At 63.4% G+C, this 17,197-nt stretch carries 17 protein-coding genes; 7 read left to right on the top strand and 10 right to left on the bottom strand.

The genetic code is table 11. The features are described 5' to 3' along the window. Nucleotides 1-121: 121 nt before the first annotated feature. From ugpB to NKI32_RS25260, 4 genes are all read left to right on the top strand, one after another. Nucleotides 122-1,432 (top strand): sn-glycerol-3-phosphate ABC transporter substrate-binding protein UgpB, encoded by a 1,311-nt coding sequence (gene ugpB / locus NKI32_RS25275; protein ID WP_023685331.1) that lies wholly within the window; start codon nucleotides 122-124, stop codon nucleotides 1,430-1,432. A 71-nt stretch (nucleotides 1,433-1,503) separates the two neighbouring features. Then, on the top strand, nucleotides 1,504-2,388 hold the full coding sequence (gene ugpA / locus NKI32_RS25270) for a sn-glycerol-3-phosphate ABC transporter permease UgpA (RefSeq protein WP_353004168.1): 885 nt from the start codon (nucleotides 1,504-1,506) through the stop codon (nucleotides 2,386-2,388). Nucleotides 2,389-2,397: 9 nt separating this feature from the next. Beyond that, nucleotides 2,398-3,246, top strand: a complete 849-nt coding sequence (ugpE, locus tag NKI32_RS25265) for a sn-glycerol-3-phosphate ABC transporter permease UgpE (RefSeq protein WP_023737453.1) — start codon at nucleotides 2,398-2,400, stop codon at nucleotides 3,244-3,246. A 7-nt stretch (nucleotides 3,247-3,253) separates the two neighbouring features. Then, a complete protein-coding gene (locus NKI32_RS25260) occupies nucleotides 3,254-4,315 on the top strand; it encodes a sn-glycerol-3-phosphate import ATP-binding protein UgpC (RefSeq protein WP_353004123.1) in 1,062 nt (353 codons plus the stop codon). A gap of 35 nt (nucleotides 4,316-4,350) precedes the next feature. Here the strand turns inward: NKI32_RS25260 and NKI32_RS25255 are convergent, their stop codons facing one another. The 3 genes from NKI32_RS25255 to NKI32_RS25245 form a co-directional block, all read right to left on the bottom strand. Beyond that, complete coding sequence (locus tag NKI32_RS25255; protein ID WP_352910763.1) at nucleotides 4,351-5,433, bottom strand: ABC transporter ATP-binding protein; 1,083 nt, start codon at nucleotides 5,431-5,433, stop codon at nucleotides 4,351-4,353. After that, the gene (locus NKI32_RS25250) at nucleotides 5,430-7,001 is read right to left on the bottom strand and encodes an ABC transporter permease (protein ID WP_353004120.1); all 1,572 of its coding nucleotides are present in this window, start codon (nucleotides 6,999-7,001) and stop codon (nucleotides 5,430-5,432) included. The genes NKI32_RS25255 and NKI32_RS25250 overlap by 4 nt, the downstream gene beginning before the upstream one ends. 154 nt (nucleotides 7,002-7,155) lie before the next feature. Next, the gene (locus NKI32_RS25245) at nucleotides 7,156-8,163 is read right to left on the bottom strand and encodes an iron ABC transporter substrate-binding protein (protein WP_352443944.1); all 1,008 of its coding nucleotides are present in this window, start codon (nucleotides 8,161-8,163) and stop codon (nucleotides 7,156-7,158) included. 203 nt (nucleotides 8,164-8,366) lie between these two features. Here NKI32_RS25245 and NKI32_RS25240 point away from each other — a divergent pair, with 203 nt between their 5' ends. From NKI32_RS25240 to NKI32_RS25230, 3 genes are all read left to right on the top strand, one after another. Then, on the top strand, nucleotides 8,367-8,918 hold the full coding sequence (locus tag NKI32_RS25240; RefSeq protein ID WP_023671665.1) for a sigma-70 family RNA polymerase sigma factor: 552 nt from the start codon (nucleotides 8,367-8,369) through the stop codon (nucleotides 8,916-8,918). A gap of 1 nt (nucleotide 8,919) precedes the next feature. Further along, nucleotides 8,920-9,558, top strand: a complete 639-nt coding sequence (locus NKI32_RS25235; RefSeq protein ID WP_352650896.1) for an NrsF family protein — start codon at nucleotides 8,920-8,922, stop codon at nucleotides 9,556-9,558. A gap of 202 nt (nucleotides 9,559-9,760) precedes the next feature. Then, entirely contained in the window at nucleotides 9,761-11,695 is a 1,935-nt protein-coding gene (locus NKI32_RS25230) for a PAS domain S-box protein (protein ID WP_353004117.1), read from the top strand. Nucleotides 11,696-11,722: 27 nt separating this feature from the next. On the opposite strand, the gene NKI32_RS25225 is transcribed toward NKI32_RS25230, so the two are convergent. The 7 genes from NKI32_RS25225 to NKI32_RS25195 form a co-directional block, all read right to left on the bottom strand. Next, complete coding sequence (locus NKI32_RS25225; protein ID WP_023671668.1) at nucleotides 11,723-12,601, bottom strand: 3-hydroxybutyryl-CoA dehydrogenase; 879 nt, start codon at nucleotides 12,599-12,601, stop codon at nucleotides 11,723-11,725. 120 nt (nucleotides 12,602-12,721) lie between these two features. Next, a complete protein-coding gene (locus tag NKI32_RS25220) occupies nucleotides 12,722-13,651 on the bottom strand; it encodes an electron transfer flavoprotein subunit alpha/FixB family protein (protein ID WP_353004113.1) in 930 nt (309 codons plus the stop codon). Nucleotides 13,652-13,671: 20 nt separating this feature from the next. Further along, a complete protein-coding gene (locus NKI32_RS25215) occupies nucleotides 13,672-14,421 on the bottom strand; it encodes an electron transfer flavoprotein subunit beta/FixA family protein (RefSeq protein WP_023686691.1) in 750 nt (249 codons plus the stop codon). A 214-nt stretch (nucleotides 14,422-14,635) separates the two neighbouring features. Next, on the bottom strand, nucleotides 14,636-15,436 hold the full coding sequence (locus NKI32_RS25210) for a rhomboid family intramembrane serine protease (RefSeq protein WP_352459754.1): 801 nt from the start codon (nucleotides 15,434-15,436) through the stop codon (nucleotides 14,636-14,638). 31 nt (nucleotides 15,437-15,467) lie between these two features. Then, nucleotides 15,468-16,049: a cob(I)yrinic acid a,c-diamide adenosyltransferase gene (locus tag NKI32_RS25205; RefSeq protein ID WP_023671672.1), complete on the bottom strand. Its 582-nt coding sequence runs from the start codon at nucleotides 16,047-16,049 to the stop codon at nucleotides 15,468-15,470. Between the two features lie 19 nt (nucleotides 16,050-16,068). Further along, nucleotides 16,069-16,260, bottom strand: coding sequence for a twin transmembrane helix small protein (locus NKI32_RS25200; protein WP_023671673.1), 192 nt, complete (start codon nucleotides 16,258-16,260; stop codon nucleotides 16,069-16,071). Between the two features lie 24 nt (nucleotides 16,261-16,284). Next, complete coding sequence (locus NKI32_RS25195; protein ID WP_352498154.1) at nucleotides 16,285-17,151, bottom strand: SDR family oxidoreductase; 867 nt, start codon at nucleotides 17,149-17,151, stop codon at nucleotides 16,285-16,287. Nucleotides 17,152-17,197: the final 46 nt, after the last annotated feature.

Here is a 17,197-nt window from a genome sequence, read left to right as displayed (position 1 = left end):
CGAAGTTAGCCGGGTATGAAATTCACGAAACAGCAACAAATCCGTTGTCCGATTGTCATCAGAGACACATATTGCGTTCGCGGGAGCGCCCCTTTCGCCAATGACAAACGGGAGATGAAACATGAAGTTGTTCGGCTTTGCGGCCGGTGTTGCCGCCACCTTGACCCTGCTTTCCACCACCTCCGCCTTCGCCGCCACCCAGATCAGTTGGTGGCATGCAATGACCGGCGCCAATGCCGAGGTGGTCGACAAGATCGCCAAGGATTTCAATGCCAGCCAGAGCGACTATGAAATTCTCCCTGTTTTCAAGGGCACCTATCCCGAAACGCTGAATGCCGGCATCGCTGCCTTTCGTGCGGGGCAAGCGCCCGACATCATCCAGGTGTTCGACGTGGGTACCGGCGTCATGATGGCCGCCGAAGGTGCGATCAAGCCGGTGGCCGATGTGCTGACCAGCGCCGGCGTGACCTTCGACAAGAGCCAGTATTTGCCCGGCATCGTCGGCTACTATTCGAAGCCGGACGGGACCATGCTGTCCTTCCCCTATAATTCCTCGTCGCCTATCCTCTACTACAACAAGGATATCTTCCAGAAGGCCGGGCTTGATGTGAACAATCCGCCAAAGACCTGGAACGAGGTGTGGGAAGCCGCCAAGAAGATCAAAGCGAGCGGCGCCGCTTCCTGCGGCTATACCTCGACGTGGTTGACCTGGATCCACCTTGAGGCCTTCGCTGCCTGGAATGACGTTTCCTATGGCACCAACCAGAACGGACTTGCCGGAACCGACGTCGAGCTCAAGATCAATGCGCCGATCTTCGTCAATCATTTCCAGGCGCTCGCCGACCTGGCCAAGGACGGCACCTTCAAATATGGCGGCCGTACCTCCGAAGCCAAGCAGATCTTCCTTGCCGGAGAATGCGGCATCTTCACCGAATCGTCGGGGGGGCTCGGTGACATCGTCAAGTCGGGCATGAACTACGGCATCGGCCAGCTTCCCTATGATAGTGACGCCAAGGGCGCGCCCCAGAACACCACGCCGGGCGGCGCCAGCCTGTGGGTGTTCGGCAACAAATCGGACGAGGAATACAAGGGCGTCGCGGCGTTCTTCTCCTACCTGTCCAAGACCGAAGTGCAGGAGTATCTGCACCAGAAGTCGGGTTATCTGCCGGTGACGCTCGCTGCCTATGAGGCGACCAAGAAGTCCGGCTTCTATGACAAGAACCCGGGCCGTGAGACGCCGATCCTGCAGATGCTGGGCAAGGCGCCGACCGAGAACTCGAAGGGCGTGCGCCTCGTCAACCTGCCGCAGGTGCGCGACATCGAGAACGAGGAGTTCGAGAAGATGCTGGCCGGCCAGCAGACTGCGCAGCAGGCGCTCGACAACGCGGTCGCACGCGGCAACAAGGCGATTCAGGAAGCGATCGGAAACTGAAGCGATTTGTCAGTTGAACCTCGTCCACGCGGACCCGCGTGGACGATTTCCTGCATAGCGAGGGAATCACCCTGTCTCCACGCGTCGTCTTTCCCAACAAGACCCTGCCTTACCTGTTGGTGGCGCCGCAACTCGCCATTACGCTGATCTTTTTCTACTGGCCGACGGGGCAGGCGCTCTACCAGTCGATGCTCAGGGAAGACCCGTTCGGGCTGAAGAGCAAGTTCGTCGGGCTCGCCAATTTTCGCAAGGTGCTGGCCGACCCGGCCTACCTCAACTCGATCAAAGTTACGCTGGTGTTCTCTCTGGCGACCGCGATCGTCGCCATGGGTGTGGCCCTGTTGCTTGCCGTCATGGCCGAGAAGGTGGTGCGAGGCAAAGGCCTTTATCGCACGCTGCTGATCTGGCCGTATGCGGTGGCGCCCGCGATTGCCGGCATGTTGTGGCTGTTTCTGTTCAACCCCTCGATCGGTTCGCTGGCCTACGCCTTGAGAGGTCTCGGCATTGCCTGGGATCCCTTGCTCAACGGAAACCAGGCCATGATCCTGCTGGTGTCTGCGGCTGCCTGGAAGCAGATCAGCTACAATTTCCTGTTCTTCGTCGCCGGGCTGCAGGCGGTGCCGAAGACGTTGATAGAGGCGGCGGCCATTGACGGCGCCGGGGAGACGAAGCGCTTCTGGACCATCGTCTTCCCGCTGCTCGCACCGACGACCTTCTTCCTGCTGGTCGTCAACACTGTCTATGCGCTGTTCGACACTTTCGGTATCGTCCATGCGGTCACCGGCGGCGGGCCGGGCAAGGCCACCGAGACGCTGGTCTACAAGGTCTACAATGACGGTTTCGTCAATTTGATCCTCGGCGATTCGGCCGCGCAGTCGGTCATCCTGATGGTCATCGTCATCTCACTCACGGCCATCCAGTTCCGCTATGTGGAACGCAAAGTCCACTACGGTTGAGCGCGAGCGATGATTGGTCAGTCCCCGCTTCGCGCCCTCATCGCCCACGCCGTGCTCATCCTGGGCATCCTGATCGTCGCTTTCCCGATCTACTACACCTTCGTTGCCTCCACGCAGACGCTGCAGACCATCCTCAAGCCGCCATTGCCTCTTTTGCCCGGCGACCAGGTCTGGAACAATTACAGCGAGGCGCTGTTCGGCGGTGTCGGCCGCATCGGCGGCGTCAGTGTCGGCCGATTGCTGCTCAACACCACGATCATGGCGCTCGGCATCGCGGTGGGGAAGATTTTCATCTCGATCCTTTCGGCCTATGCGATCGTGTTCTTCCGTTTTCCGCTTCGGATGGTCTTCTTCTGGCTGATCTTCATCACGCTGATGCTTCCCGTCGAGGTGCGCATCCTGCCGACCTACAAGGTGATGGTCGATCTCGGCATGATCGACACCTATGCCGGCCTGATCATTCCGCTGATCGCCTCGGCCACCGCCACGCTTCTGTTTCGCCAGTTCTTCATGACCATCCCAGGTGAGTTGGTGGAAGCGGCGCGTGTCGACGGCGCCGGACCATGGCGCTTCTTTTTCGACATCCTGCTGCCGCTGTCGCGCACCAACATCGCGGCGCTGTTCGTCATCCTCTTCATTTATGGATGGACGCAGTACCTGTGGCCGCTGCTCGTCACCAACAGCAATGACATGAACACCATCGTCATCGCACTTAGAAAGATGGTCTCCTTCGCCGATGCCGATACCCAATGGCATCTGGTCATGGTCACCGCGATGATGGCCATACTGCCGCCGATCCTGATCGTGGTGCTGATGCAACGCTGGTTCGTGCGCGGACTGGTCGATACCGAAAAGTGAGAAGCTGATGGCGACCATCGATCTGAAGGATGTGAAGAAAGTCTATCCCGGCGGCGTCGAGGCGGTGAGGGGTGTCTCGATCGCCATTCCCGACAAGGAGCTTTGCGTGCTGGTTGGGCCGTCCGGCTGCGGCAAGTCCACGCTGCTGCGGATGATCGCCGGGCTTGAGACCATTTCTTCCGGCACCGTCGCCATCGACGGCAAGATCGTCAACACGATCGGTCCGACCGAGCGCGACATCGCCATGGTGTTCCAGAACTATGCGCTCTATCCACATATGAAGGTCTACGACAACATGGCCTACGGGTTGCGCAACCGGGGTACTCCCAAGGACGAGATCGACAGCAGGGTTCGCTCGACCGCCAAGGTGCTGGAGCTCACGGCGCTGCTCGACCGGCGCCCGCGCGAGCTTTCCGGCGGCCAGCGCCAGCGCGTGGCCATGGGTCGCGCAATCGTGCGCAATCCAAAAGTCTTCCTGTTCGACGAACCGCTTTCCAACCTGGACGCCAAACTGCGCGGCCAGATGCGGGTCGAAATCAAGAATTTGCAGCGCTCGCTCGGTGTCACCTCGGTCTACGTCACCCACGACCAGCTTGAGGCGATGACGCTGGCCGATATTCTCGTCGTCATGAATGGCGGGTTGGTCGAGCAGACGGGCGCGCCGCTCGACATCTACGAGAAGCCGGCATCGACCTTCGTCGCCTCCTTCATCGGAGCGCCGCCGATGAACCTTCTGCCTCTTTCGCAAGGACCGGCTGGTCCGGCGCTGAGTGATGGCAAGGCGATTGACTTTGCACCTGCGAAGGCTGCCACGCTTGGCTTCCGTCCCGAGGATGCCGACGTCACCTTCGGTGCCGAGGCACCGTCCGGCGCGCTTATTCTGCCTGCGGCGGTCGAGGCGGTCGAACCTGTGGGAGCCGAAAGCTTTCTTCACTGTGCCGCCGGCGGCAACCGCATCGTCGTGCGTGTGGCCGGCCGCGCCACGGCCAAACCCGGCGATCAACTGCGCGTCGTGGCCAGGGCCGAGAAGCTGCATTGGTTCGACAATGCTGGGAAACGAGTCGATTGACGCAGCCGCTCGCGCCAATCCGACGCATCGGCAGTTCAGGCGAAGACATGCGCTTTGCCGGAAACTGTCAGACGCACGATCTCGCCGACGGCAGGTGCGTCGATTCCCGGCTTGCGTAAGGTCAGCGGTGTGCTGCCGATCGCCGCGGCGTCCGGCGGATCGGGGTTGTTCAACAGCCGCACGGCAATGGTGCACATCGAGCCTGCGAATTCCGAGTCCGTCACCTCGGCGAATATCGTGCCCGCAGGACCCGACATGCCTTCGCGCGACGTGCGCTTTACCTGCACCTGCTCCGGTCGCAGCATGATGCGGGCGATGTCGCGCCGCTCCTTCGAGTCGACGGCTATGCGACCAAGCGAGGAGGTGGCGAAGCCGCCTGAAATCTTTGCCGGCAAGATGATGGCGTCGCCAAGAAACTCGGCAACCATGCGGTCTTTCGGCTGCAGATAGAGTTCTCGCGGTGTGCCGATCTGAGAGAACTTTCCGTCGCGCATGACCGCCACCTGGCTGGCGAAGGACAGCGCCTCGGCCTGGTCGTGGGTGACCAGGATGGTGGTGATGCCGGCGGCTTCGAGTAGTTCGGCGACCGCCTTGCGCATCGAGGCGCGCAGACCGGTGTCGAGCGCCGAGAACGGTTCGTCGAGAAGCATCAGCCTGGGCTTCATCGCCATGGCGCGGGCCAGCGCCACGCGCTGCTGCTGGCCGCCGGAGAGCTGGTGCGGGCGGCGCTTGAGGATCGCCTTGTCGAGCCCGACGGTATAGGCGAGCTCGGCGATGCGCTCGGCGCGCTGGTCCTCGCCGCGGGCCATGCCAAAGCCGATATTGTCGCCGATGCTGAGATGCGGGAACAGGGCGCCGTCCTGCGCCACCAGGCCAATGCCGCGGCGGTGCGCCGGCACCGCATGGCCGCCATTGGCCAGCACCTCGCCGTCGAGCACGACGCGGCCCTGGTCGGGCGCCTCGAAGCCGGCGATCAGCCGCAGCAACGTCGTCTTGCCGCAGCCGGACGGGCCGACGATCGCGGTGCGACTGCCGCTTGCGGCGCTGAGCTCGATGCCGGCAAGGGCTGCGACCGGGCCGTAGTGCTTGGTGAGGCCATTGATTTCGAGAAAGCTCATCGCCCGGCCATCCGTTTCGACTGGACATAGAGCAGCCAGGTCAGCGGCAGCGACATCGCCACCATGATGAAGGCGTAAGGGGCGGCGGAGGCATAGTCGATCTCGCCGCTATAGGACCAGAACGCCATGGCCAGCGTGCGCGTGCCGTTGGGCGCCAGCATCTGGGTGGCGGTCAGCTCGTTCATGATGCCGAGCGCGACCAGCGCCATGCCGGCCGCAGCCCCCGGCGCCGACAGGCGAATCGTTGTCGACCAAAGCGCCTTCAGCGGCGGCCGGCCAAGGCTGGCGGCGGCGCGTTCGAGCTCGACCGGCGCCTGTGCGATCGAGGCTCTGAGGCTGATCAAGGCGCGCGGCAGGAACATCAGGGCATAGGCGACCAGGATTGTGAACAGCGTCTGGTAGAGCGGCATGGCGATGCGCACGGTAATGGTGACCAAGGCCAGCGCGATGACCACGCCAGGCAGCGAACCGACAATGTAGTTGCAGCCTTCGAGCAGCCGCTGCAGCGGTCCCGGCGCGCGGATCGAGATCCAGGCCATCGGCATGGCGGCGATGGTCGCAAGCAAGGCGCCGGCCAGCGCCAGGAACAGCGTCTGGCCAAGCGCCAGGCCGATCTCGTCCAAACGCCAGACATCGGCGCCGCCGGCGACCAGCCAGCGGCCGATGGTGACGAAGGGCACGCCGATGGCGAGAAGCGTGGCGATGGCAGGCAGAGCCAGGCAGGGCAGGGTGGCGCGACCGAGCCTGGTGCGCTGCTGGCGGCGCGCGGCACCCGAGCCTACGCGGGCATAGCGTTCCTCGCCGCGCACCAGCACCTCCAGCGCGAGCAGCACGAAGCAGCAAGTCACCAGGACGCCGGCCAGCATGTTGGCGGCGGGACCGTTGAAGGTCGACTGGAACTGGTCGACGATCGCCGTGGTGAAAGTGTCGAAGCGGATGAAGACGTAGAGGCCGTATTCGGCCAGCAGATGCAGGCCGACCAGCAGCGCGCCGCCGCAAATGGCCAGTCTCAGCTGCGGCAGCACGACACGCCAAAACACCCGCCATGGTCCAAGGCCGAGTGCTGCGGCTGCGTCCTCCAAAGCAGGATCGAGCCGGCGCAGAGCCGCCGCCAGCGGCAGATAGAGGAACGGGAAATAGGCGAGAACCGAGACCAGCACGCCGGCCCACAGGCCGTGCAAGGTCGGCACCATGGTGATCCAGGCGTAGGAATGCACGAAGGCGGGGATGGCGAGCGGCGCCACCGACAGCCAAGCCCACAGGCGGGCGCCGGGCAGGTCGCTGCGCTCGGTCAGCCATGCCAGCATCACCGACAGCACGGTGGCGATCGGCACGGTGAGCGCCACCAGAAGCACGGTGTTGACCAGAAGTTCGCCGACGCGCGGCCGGAAGACCAGGGCCGAAGCAGTGTCCCAGCCGATCTGCACACCGATCCAGATGATGAACGCCAGCGGCAGCAGCGACAGCAGCGAGACAATTATGGCGGCAAGCGCGATCCAGGACATGGGCTTCCGGCGGGACCGCCCGACTGTCTGGCCTGAACGTGCGAGATCGACCGCAGTTTGCATCAGCTCGACCGCGCCACTGCCGCCGAGGCGGGGGCGCCGCAGGCGCGGCCGGAAACGCAATGTGTTGTCATGGACAATGCCATCTCGAAAACAGAGCGCTCCTGCGGAAAGTCCGGCAGGAGCGCAATCGTTGCCCTTTTAGGACGAACCCAGCCTAAAGCAAGCCGGCTGCCGTCATCAGGTCCGTCACCTTTTTGGAGTTCAGTGTCGCCGGATCGACCTTCGGCGCCTGCAGGTCGGCCAGCGGCACCAGCCTGGGATTGGACTGCGCGTCCTTGCCGATAGCGTATTCGAAGGACGTGCCGGTCTTCAGCACGTCCTGGCCGCCTTTCCCGGTCACCCATTTGAGGAACGCCTGGGCTTCCTTCGGGTGTTTGCTCGAGGCGAGCACGCCGCCGCCGGAGATCGAGACGAAAGCGCCGGGATCCTGGTTCTTGAAATAATGCAGTTCGACGTTCTTGCTGTTTTCGCCGGTCTTTGCCTGATCGCCGAAATAGTAATAGTGGTAGATGATTCCGCCTTCGATCTCGCCGGCATTGACCGCCTTCATCACCGTGCCGTTGCCCTTGTAGGCGGTGAAATTCTCCTTCATGGCCTTCAGCCAGTCGGCGGTTGCGGCTTCGCCCTTGAGCTCGAGCAGCGCGCTGACGATGGCCTGAAAATCGGCGCCGGAAGGCGAGGCTGCCCAGCGGCCTTTCCAAGCGGGATCGGCGAGATCGAGCATCGATTTGGGCAGCTTTTCGGCCGTGAGCTTGGTCTTGTTGTAGGCAAAGACGGTGCTGCGCGCCGCGACACCCACCCATTTGCCGCTGCTCGGCTGGAATTCGGCCGGGACTTGCGCCAGCGTGTCGGCGTCGACCGGCGCGAAAAGGCCCGCCGCTTCGACCAGAGTCATGGCCGGCGAGTTCTCGGTCAGGAACACGTCGGCCGGCGAAGAAGCGCCCTCGGCGACGATCTGGTTGGAGAAATCGCTGTCGCCGCCATTGCGCAGCGTGACCTTGATGCCGGTTTCCTTGGTGAAACCTTCGACCCATTCCTTGGCCAGGCTCTCATGCTGGGCGTTGTAGACGATGATGCCGGCATCCGCGGCCATCGCCGGCCCGGCGATCATGCTCACGGCCAGCGCTGTGGCCCCCGCTAGGGTGGAGAGCGTGTATCTCATGGCGTCATCCTCAATCTCGGTGGTTCTGGTTTCGCAGGCTGCACCTATCGATACCTGACAGCAGTAGTCAACATTGCTCGGCTGCTTCAATCGGTCGCCGCTCCCGCAAACTTTCGTGATTTTGCGGCACTTTGGCTTGGACATCATTTCGCCGGACACGTAACAAATCGGTGCCGAGGCGCGAAGATCGGGAGTGAACTCTTGTGAGCGGCAAGGATGAGGCCGAGCTTTCCCGGCTGATGCGGGCCGCGATCGCGGGAGATGAAAGGGCCTACGCCGACTTTTTGCACCGGATCGCCGCGCTGGTTCGCGGCTTTGCGAGGCGCAAGATCGTACAGGGCGGGGTCGATCCCGAGGATGTCGTGCAGGAAACCTTGCTGGCCATTCATGTGAAACGGCATACCTGGCGCCAGGACGCGCCGGTGTTGCCATGGATCTATGCGATAGCCCGCTTCAAGCTGATCGATGCTTTCCGGCGGCGCGGACGGCGCATCGAAATCGAGATCGACGAGATCGCCGAGACCTTTGCCGAGCCGGAAACCGAGACCGTCAGCGAACGCGACATCAACCGGGCGCTGGACGGACTGCCGGCTGCGCAGCGTTCCGTCGTTTCTTCGATCTCGGTCGACGGCCGCTCCATCGGCGAGACGGCGGCCAGGCTCGGCGTCAGCGAGACGGCGGTGCGGGTGTCGCTGCATCGCGGGCTTGCCGCGATCGCCAAGCGATTTGGGCAGGGGCGCTTCGGGCGGCAGTGACATGAGGACGGAGGATCTCATCAAGGCACTCGACGCCGACACAAGCAGCAAGGCGATGCCGCTGCGCTCGGCCTGGTTGATGGCGGCGGCAGCCGCGGCGGTGATCGCGGCTCTGGTCTTCTTTCTCACCATCGGCCCGCGTCCCGACATCATGACCGCCATGCACACGATGCGGTTCCTGGCGAAGTTCGTGTTCACCATCGTGCTCGTCGTCACCGCCTTTGGCCTGGTCCGGGCGTTGTCGACGCCGGGCGCTTCGACGGCGAGAGCCGCGGCCTGGATGCTGGCGGCGCCGCTGCTGGTGGCCGTGGCGGTGGCTCTCGAACTGTTCATGGTGCCGGAGCCGATGTGGAGCACGCGCATGGTCGGCTCCAACATGATGATCTGCATGGGCTTCATCCCGCTGATCGGCATCGGCCCGCTTGCCGTCTTCCTGTGGATGCTGCGCTATGGCGCGCCGACGCGGCCGGTGTTGGCCGGGGCGGTCGCGGGACTGCTCGCCGGCGGCCTGGCGGCGACCTTCTACGCCGCGCACTGCTTCGACGATTCGCCGCTTTTCGTCGCCACCTGGTACACGCTCGCCATCGCCGTCCTCGCCGGTCTGGGCGCGCTCGGGGGACGGTTCTTCGTGCGCTGGTGACCGGGCCGTTCAAGATCGCCCAATAATCACCGATCCTTAATCATGCCGGGAATTGTTTGCGGGTTCACCGTGTTGCCGGTGGCTCCGGCGCAACCTTTCCTTAAAATCGATCATCCAGTGTTTTTTGCAGAAATGTGTTGCGCATGGGGTGGCATGCACAGTGATGCGGCGAGAGCGAAAAAGCCTGCGGGCTGACAGTCACGTGGCTTTGGTGCTTGCGGCCGGAGGGCTTTGCGCTGCCGTGGTCGCGCTCCTGCTGTCGCGGCTCGATGTCAGCGCCGAAGTGCTGAAGCTATGCTTGCAGATATCGGTGCCGGTCGCCGCCGTGGCGCTGATTCTCGCCGCCCTGTTCATTTACCGGATACTGGACGATCGCCGGCAGATCGCCGAAAGCGAGCAGCGTTTCCGCCGCGCCATGGAGGATTCGGCGATCGGCATCGCCATTGTCGGCCTCGACGGCCGCATCCACGAAACCAACCCGGCCTTCGCCGCCATGCTCGGCTACAGCAAGCAGGAGATCGAGGCGCTGACCTTCTTTCAGATCACCCATCCCGACGATGTGCAGATCGGCCGTGAGACGATGGACGGCATGCGGGCGGGCACCGTCAACGCTTTCCACTTCGAAAAGCGCTACCTCAGGAAGGACGGCACGCCGGTATGGGCCCATCTTGCGGGCTCCGTCATTCGTGACGAGAAGAGCGGCCGCCCGCTCTACCTGGTCTCGCAGATCGAGGATATCGACGCGGGCAAGCAATCCGAGGCGCGCATAGCCGAGGCCGAAACGCGCTGGAATTTTGCCCTGGCCAGCGCCGGACAAGGCGTCTGGGACCTCGACATGCGCAAGGGTGGCACCACCTACTCCGCCACCTGGGTGAAGATGCTGGGCTATGCCGATGGCGAGCTGGACGGCGACCCCGACCGCTGGCTGGCGATGATCCACCCCGACGATCGCGAAAACGTCGCCGAAGCCGATCGTGCCCATCTGGAGGGCAGGACACCGTTCTTCGAAGCCGAGTTCCGGATGCGCCACAAGGATGGCCACTGGGTCTGGATCCTCGACCGCGGCAAGACGCTCGAACGCGACAAGGACGGACGGCTGGTCAGGGCCATCGGCAGCCTGACCGACATCACCCAGCGCAAGCAAACCGAGGAAAGCCTCATCGTATCGGCGGCAATGCTGGCCGACGAGAAGGAGCGGCTGAGGGTGACGCTGCAGTCGATCGGCGACGCCGTCATCTGCACCGATGCCGCCAACCGCATCACCTTCATGAACCCGGTCGCCGAAAAGCTCACCGGCGTTGTTGGCGCGGAGGCGCTCGGCAAGACGCTTGGCCATGTCTACTGGGCGGTGGACGAAGAAACCGGGCAAAGGATCGGCATGACGCGGCCGGCGCTCGGCAGCGCCAGCCCTGTCGACCAGAACAGTCGCGCCGTCCTCATCCGTCGCGACGACACACGCTGCAGCATCCGCCAGGTGGTGTCGCCGATCATGAACGACCGCCAAGAGTTCTGCGGTCTTGTCATTGTCTTCCAGGACTTCACCGATGCGCGCGCCTTGCAGCGCCAGCTCGCCTATGCCGCCGCGCATGATGCGCTGACCGGCCTTGCCAACCGTTCGAGCTTTATCCGCACCATGGAGGAACTGGTCGACCGGAGCCGCAAGGCCGGCACAGCCAGGCCGGCGGGCGAACATCATTTCATGTTCATCGATCTAGACCATTTCAAGCTGGTCAACGACACTGGCGGGCACGCCGCCGGCGACGCCTTGCTGAAGCGGGTTGCCGAGGCCATTCGCGGTGCGCTTGGGCCGGAGGATATCGTGGCCCGCCTCGGCGGCGACGAATTCGCGGTCATCCTGAAAGCCGGGCCGAGCGCCGGCGCCAGGATTGCCGCACGCTCGGTCATCGACGCCATCCGCGGCCTGCAGTTCAGCTGGGACGGCCGGCCGCATGCGATCGATGCCAGCATCGGGCTGGCGCCAATCCACAGCAACAGCGGTGAAGTCGACGAGATCATCGCCCGGGCCGATGCTGCCTGCTATGCGGCCAAGGCCGCCGGCCGCGGCTGTGTTTCCGTGGCGCCTGACGATACCGGGTCAAGAGGCCAAGCAGAGCCGCCGCTTGCAGCGGCGTCCTGAGGGAGCACGGAACTTTCGTTCTGGTGGTTAGCGCGTCGGAACCGGATGCTCGCCGCGATAGTCGTAGAAGCCGCGCCCGGTCTTGCGGCCGAGCCAGCCGGCCTCGACATATTTCACCAGCAGCGGGCAGGGGCGATATTTCGAATCCGACAGGCCGTCATGCAGCACCTGCATAATCGACAGGCAGGTGTCGAGGCCGATGAAATCGGCGAGCTGCAGCGGTCCCATCGGATGGTTGGCGCCGAGCCGCATGGCGGTGTCGATGGCATCGACCGAGCCGACCCCCTCGTAGAGCGTGTAGATCGCCTCGTTGATCATCGGCAACAGAATGCGGTTGACGATGAAGGCCGGAAAATCTTCAGAGACGGTGATCGTCTTGTCGAGCTGTTTCACATAGGCCTTGGCCGCCTCGAAGGTCTGATCCTCGGTAGCGATGCCGCGCACCAGTTCGACCAGCTTCATCAGCGGCACGGGGTTCATGAAATGTATGCCGATAAAACGCTCGGGACGGTCGGTCTGCGCCGCAAGCCGGGTGATCGAAATCGACGAGGTGTTGGTCGCCAGAATGGCTTCCGGGTTGAGCTGGGGACAGAGCTGCGCGTAAATCTTGCGCTTGACCGTCTCGTCCTCGGTCGCCGCCTCGATAACCAGATCGGCACCGGCGAGATCAGCCATGGTGGGGGCTGCGGAAATGCGCGCCATCGCTTCGTTACGCAGCTTTTCCTCAAGCTTGCCGGAGCCGACCTGACGGGCCATGTTGCCGCTGACCGTGGCAATGCCCTTCTCGATACGGTCGGGCGAGACGTCGTAGATCAGCACCTTAAAACCCGAAAGTGCTGATACATGCGCGATGCCGCCGCCCATCTGGCCGGCGCCGATGATGCCGATCGTCTCGATCTTGGCCATTTGCAGCGATCCCGTCGAAAAGGCCTTTGCGGCCCGCTTTTTGTGCAGTGCAAACTAAAAGGGTGGGGCAGCTTCGTCTACCCCACCCTTTCACAATTTAATACGCTTTGGCAGAGAGCGTCAAAGCGCCTTTTGCAGTTCCGGCAGGATGACGAACAGGTCGCCGACCAGGCCGTAATCGGCAACCTGGAAGATCGGCGCCTCTTCGTCCTTGTTGATGGCGACGATGACCTTCGAATCCTTCATGCCGGCAAGGTGCTGGATGGCGCCGGAAATGCCGACGGCAATATAGAGGTCCGGCGCCACGACCTTGCCGGTCTGGCCGACCTGCCAGTCATTCGGGGCGTAGCCGGCGTCGACGGCAGCGCGCGAGGCGCCGACGGCTGCACCGAGCTTGTCGGCGACCGGCAGGATGACTTCCTGGAACTTTTCCGAGGAGCCGAGCGCGCGGCCGCCCGAAATGATGATCTTGGCCGAGGTCAGCTCCGGACGGTCGGTCTCCGACAGCCTGTTCTCGACGAAGGTGGACAGGCCCGGATTGGACGCTGCCTGGATCGTCTCGACCGCGGCCGAACCGCCTTCGGGCGCGCCCTGGAAGGAAGCGGTCCGCACGGTGATCACCTTCTTGGCGTCGCTCGACTGCACCGTCTGGATGGCGTTGCCGGCATAGATCGGCCGCTTGAACGTGTCTGGTGAAACCACTTCGATGATCTCGGAGACTTGCGCGACATCGAGCAGGGCCGCCACGCGCGGCGCGACATTCTTGCCCGAAGAGGTCGCCGGTGCGATTATGGTGTCGTAGGCGCCGGCCAGCGAGACAACGAGTGCCGCGGTCGGCTCGGCGAGGCGCTCGGCCAGTTCGTCGGCCTCGGCCAGCAGCACCTTGCTCACGCCCTCGAGCTTGGCAGCGGCGTCGGCCGCGCCCTTGGCGCCTTTGCCGGCGACCAGCACATGCACGTCCGAACCGATCTGCAGCGCCGCCGAGAGCGCCTTGGCGGTCTGGTCGGAAAGGCTGGCGTTGTCGTGTTCTGCGATGAGGAGAATGGTCATTTTATCTGTTCCTTCCAGTCTCAGAGCACGCCGGCTTCGTTCTTCAGCTTGTCGACCAGTTCGGCGACGCTCTTGACCTTCACGCCCGCCTTGCGGCCGCTGGGCTCCTCGGTCTTGAGCACCTTCAGGCGCGGCTTGACGTCGGCGCCGTAATCGGCCGGGCTCTTTTCGTCGAGCGGCTTCTTCTTGGCCTTCATGATGTTGGGCAGCGAGGCATAGCGCGGCTGGTTGAGGCGAAGATCGGCGGTGATGATCGCCGGCATCTTCAGTTCCACCGTCTGCAGGCCGCCGTCGACTTCGCGCGTCACCTTGGCCTTGTCGCCGTCGATCACGACCTTGGAGGCGAAAGTGCCCTGTGCCCAGCCGAGCAGGGCGGCCAGCATCTGGCCGGTCTGGTTCGAGTCATCATCGATCGCCTGCTTGCCGAGGATCACGAGACCGGGCTGTTCGGCGTCAACGACGCCCTTCAGCACCTTGGCGACGCCGAGCGGCTCGGTCTGCTCGTCGGTCTTGACCAGGATGGCGCGGTCGGCGCCCATGGCGAGCGCGGTGCGGAGCGTTTCCTGCGCCTGCTGCGGGCCGACCGAAACGACGATGATCTCTTCGGCCTTGCCGGCTTCCTTCAGCCGGAGCGCCTCTTCCACCGCGATCTCGTCGAACGGGTTCATCGCCATCTTGACGTTGGCGAGTTCCACCGCCGAACCATCGGCCTTGACGCGAACCTTGACGTTCGCATCCACAACCCGCTTCACGGGCACAAGGATCTTCATTGTCTGTCACCTCTCCTGAGATATCCGGGCGCGCTATAGCAGCGTGCGCCTCCGCAGAGTTGTCGAAAGCCGACATTCCTGACTGAATTCCGGCCAAACGGAATCCTGGCCGGACGAATTCTGGTCTTCTGCCGCCTAGCGGTGGCGCTCTCCGTAGTTGTGGCGACGCAACACGTCAATATGCCACGGCAGCGGCCAAACCACCCAAATCGGTTCACTTGTGACCGGAAGCGCCACCCCGGCCCCAACGCGTCTCAGGTTGCACGGGAGCGGGACCGGCTGGCGCCGGCCCAGTAGAAGCGGCTGGCTGATCGGCGGGTTGCGGCTCGCCGTCGCCACCGGCGAGCAGCGGCACGCCGCGGCTGCGCATAATGAGCACCAGCACGCCACCGGCAATGATGCCGCCAATATGGCAGGCCCAGGATATCTGGTTTTCGCCGCCGGCGGCAAACATCACCACCTGGAAGCCGATCCACAGGATCAGCGGGATGAAGGCCGGGATACGCAGCGGAATCCGGGCAAAGACCAGCACCCACACTTTCACCCGGGGGTAGAGGACCAGATAGGCGGCGACGACGCCGGCAATGGCGCCGGAGGCGCCGATCAGCGGAACCTCCGAACTCCAGGCGACGAGCCCCTGGAAGAAGGCGCCGGCGATGGCGCAAAGCAGGTAGAAGATGAGGTAGCGGATGTGGCCGAGTGCGTCCTCGACATTATCGCCGAACACCCACAGGAACAGCATGTTGCCGCCGAGATGAAAGATATCGGCATGCAGGAAGGCATAGGTGAGGTAACTCAGGCTCTCCGGAATGACGACGAATTGGGGCGAGAGTTCTGCCGTATCGTGGACAACGGAAGGAATAAAGCCGAGGCCGAGCACGGCGGCATTGTTGAAATTTTCGCCGCCGATCGTGGTGATGAGAAAGACCAACGCGTTGGCCGCGATCAGGCCGATCGTCACATATTGCAGCCGGATGTGGCGCAACCTGTTGGAGTCGTAAAGCGGGATGAACATGCCCCAAGCCCTTTCCCGCCTTCGAGAAAATTCAGCGGTTCTTGCCGGGCACCCATAACACGTCGGCATTTCCGTTGTCATTGACCGCACGGGCGGCGACGAACAGAAAGTCGGAGACGCGGTTTATGTATTTCAGCCCCTCGCGATTGACATGTTCGGCCGGGTCCTGCGCCAGCGCCACCATGATCCGCTCGGCCCGTCGCGCCACGGTGCGGGCAAGATGAAGTGCTGCCGCCGCCGGCGTGCCGCCATTGAGCACGAAGGATTTGAGCGGCTGCAGATCCTTGTTGAGAAGGTCGATATCCTTTTCGACGCGGTCGGTCTGCGAGGCGATGATGCGCAGCGGCTCGTAGCCCAGCGGCTTGCCGTCGTCGGGCACGGCGAGATCGGCGCCGAGGTCGAACAAATCGTTCTGGATGCGGGACAGCATGGCGTCGATGGCGGGATAACTTGCCGCTGTGTGCAGGCGGGCGATGCCGATGCAGGCATTGGCTTCATCGACGGTGCCGTAGGCATCGACGCGCAGGTCGGATTTCAGCCTGCGTTCACCGGTGCCGAGGCCAGTGGTGCCGTCATCGCCGGTGCGGGTGTAGATCTTGTTGAGCTTGACCACGTCGCCTCCCGAACGGCCGTCACTTGCGGGTGAAATACACCACCAGCAGGATCAGTGCCAACGCCAGCGCCTGCAGCAGCACGCGTGCCTGCATCAGCTTGTTCGAGCTCACACCGGAGCCGCCGCGCATCATGTTGATGAGGCCGCGGACAAGCACGATCACCACGGCGACCATGACGAGGACGAGGAGGACTTTGATGACGGTTGCCATGATCTGTTCCCAGTTCTGTTGCGATCAGGCGCGTCCGGCCAGAACGCGGTAGAGCATCGATGCCGGCAGGATGCGCTTGAGCATCACGCCAATCCTGGCCGGCACTGTTACCACATAGTGCGGGCGCGGGCGCCGCGACAGAAGTGCATGGCGCAAGGCCGCATAGACCACCTCCGGCCCCTTTTTCAGCCGTGATGAGCTGCCGCCGGCCCGAAGCCGCGCCAGCTGCGTGGCATAGGCGACGTGGTGGACGGAATTCTCGTGGTCGATGTTTTTCAGGAACCAGAACAGCCCGTTGCTGGCGATTTTCGAGGTCACCGGCCCCGGTTCGATCAGCGAGACATGGATGCCGCTGCCCCTGAGTTCCTGCTGCATGCACAGCATCAGGCCTTCGAGCGCGTGCTTGGAGGCTGAGTAGGCGCCGCGAAAAGGCACCGGCGCTAGCCCAAGGATCGAGGAACAATGAACGAGGCGGCCATGTCCCTGGCGACGCATTACCGGTACGATGCGTCGGGTGAGGTCGTGCCAGCCGAAGAAATTGGCCTCGAACTGCTCGCGCAATGCCGCAACCGGCAGGTCTTCCACGGCGCCGGGCTGTGCATGGGCGCCGTTGTTGAACAGGGCGTCGAGGCGTCCGCCTGTCCGCTCCAGCACCGATGCCGCAAGTGCTGCGATGGAATCCGGCTCACGGTAGTCGAGATAAAAGGCCTCGATGCCGTCGGCTTCAAGTGCGGCTATGTCATCCGGCTTGCGCGCCGTTGCAAACACGCGCCAGCCATCCGCCTTCAGTGCACGGGCGCAGTGGGCGCCTATCCCGGACGAGGCGCCGGTGACGATGATGGTGCGCAACTCTTTGGCAGGCGGCATCGTGGTTTGAGCAAGGGTTGCCATTTGCCACAATCCCTTCCCATATTCGCGGCGTCGAGACAATCGAAGG

It is taken from the genome of Mesorhizobium sp. M0761 (assembly GCF_040320205.1).
GTDB lineage: Bacteria > Pseudomonadota > Alphaproteobacteria > Rhizobiales > Rhizobiaceae > Mesorhizobium.
Note: the sequence above shows the minus strand (reverse complement) of the source record. Positions and strands in the feature narration are given on the sequence as shown.